Annotated in this window: 1 protein-coding gene; it reads right to left on the bottom strand. The window is 60.4% G+C overall.

Annotation, left to right across the window (positions count from 1 at the left end):
- Positions 1–383: TATA-box-binding protein (locus tag DJ69_RS11490; protein WP_099255735.1), on the bottom strand; the 383-nt coding region annotated here is incomplete at its 3' end.
- Positions 384–953: the final 570 nt, after the last annotated feature.

Genomic DNA, 953 nt, shown 5'->3' with positions numbered 1-953 from the left:
ACGTCCTCGAGTCCGAGCCCGATCGCGAGCGCGTTGAGATTGAGGTTGTGCCCGAGATCGGCGCTGGACACGATGTTCTGAACGGTGATCTCCGGATCGTCTTCGACCGGAATCTGTAGTCCGCGAAGCTTCTCGAAGATGATCCCGAGCGCCTCGTGAACGTCGTCGATGCTTTTCGCACCCGTGCAGACGATCTTTCCAGACCGGAAGATGAGCGCGGCCGCCTTCGGTTCTTGGGTCCGGTAAACGAGTCCCGGGAAGTTGTCGGGGTTGAAATCAGCCCCCGGAAGGTCCTCAGCGAGCGCCTCCAAATCGAGCTCTTGGCCGATCCCCGTCGATGCAACTACGTTCTGGATCTCGATCGAATCTGCAGGGTTCGTCATCGTTCGCTTTTATATGCGTCCCCCTCCCTTATAAACGCCCGTGGTATAAACGGCCGCTCTGCCGCTGCCCGTTGCGCCGCGCGGTAGCCCATTTTGTGAAGCCACGTCTCTGCCGATGTGTGGACCACCGTCTCGCGGGTGGGCCTGTGCCCCCGGCCTCAGCTTCGGTATGGCACGCGCGCTGCCACCGGAAGATATGATCGGGTACTGACAATCATCGGCCTATTCGGTTCGTCGGTCGAAACAGCTGGTCGAGCTACACACCTGTTTCGTCTGCTCAGGACCCGGCCCACTCGTGCGAACCTATCTCAATGAAACCGCATGACGTGGCGCCGATGGTTCGACGGGGTTAAGTATAACCCGGCATTCGTGTTAGATGCGAAGGTCCCCCGGCGCGGGGGACAACGGCTGGCCGCTCCGCGGCCGGCCGAAGCGTTCCGACGTGCTTAAGTGTATAAGCCCGTTCGGTTGAAACGCGAAGAACGCACCGCGGACTCGGGACGTTCAATTCGTCCCGGTTTCGCAGAGTCGGTTCATCCGACTCACCCGAATGAGGATTTCGCCCCCTGC

This window comes from Halorubrum persicum, assembly GCF_002727125.1.
In the GTDB taxonomy this organism is placed as follows: Archaea; Halobacteriota; Halobacteria; order Halobacteriales; family Haloferacaceae; genus Halorubrum; species Halorubrum persicum.
This window is presented reverse-complemented; position numbering and strand designations above follow the sequence as displayed.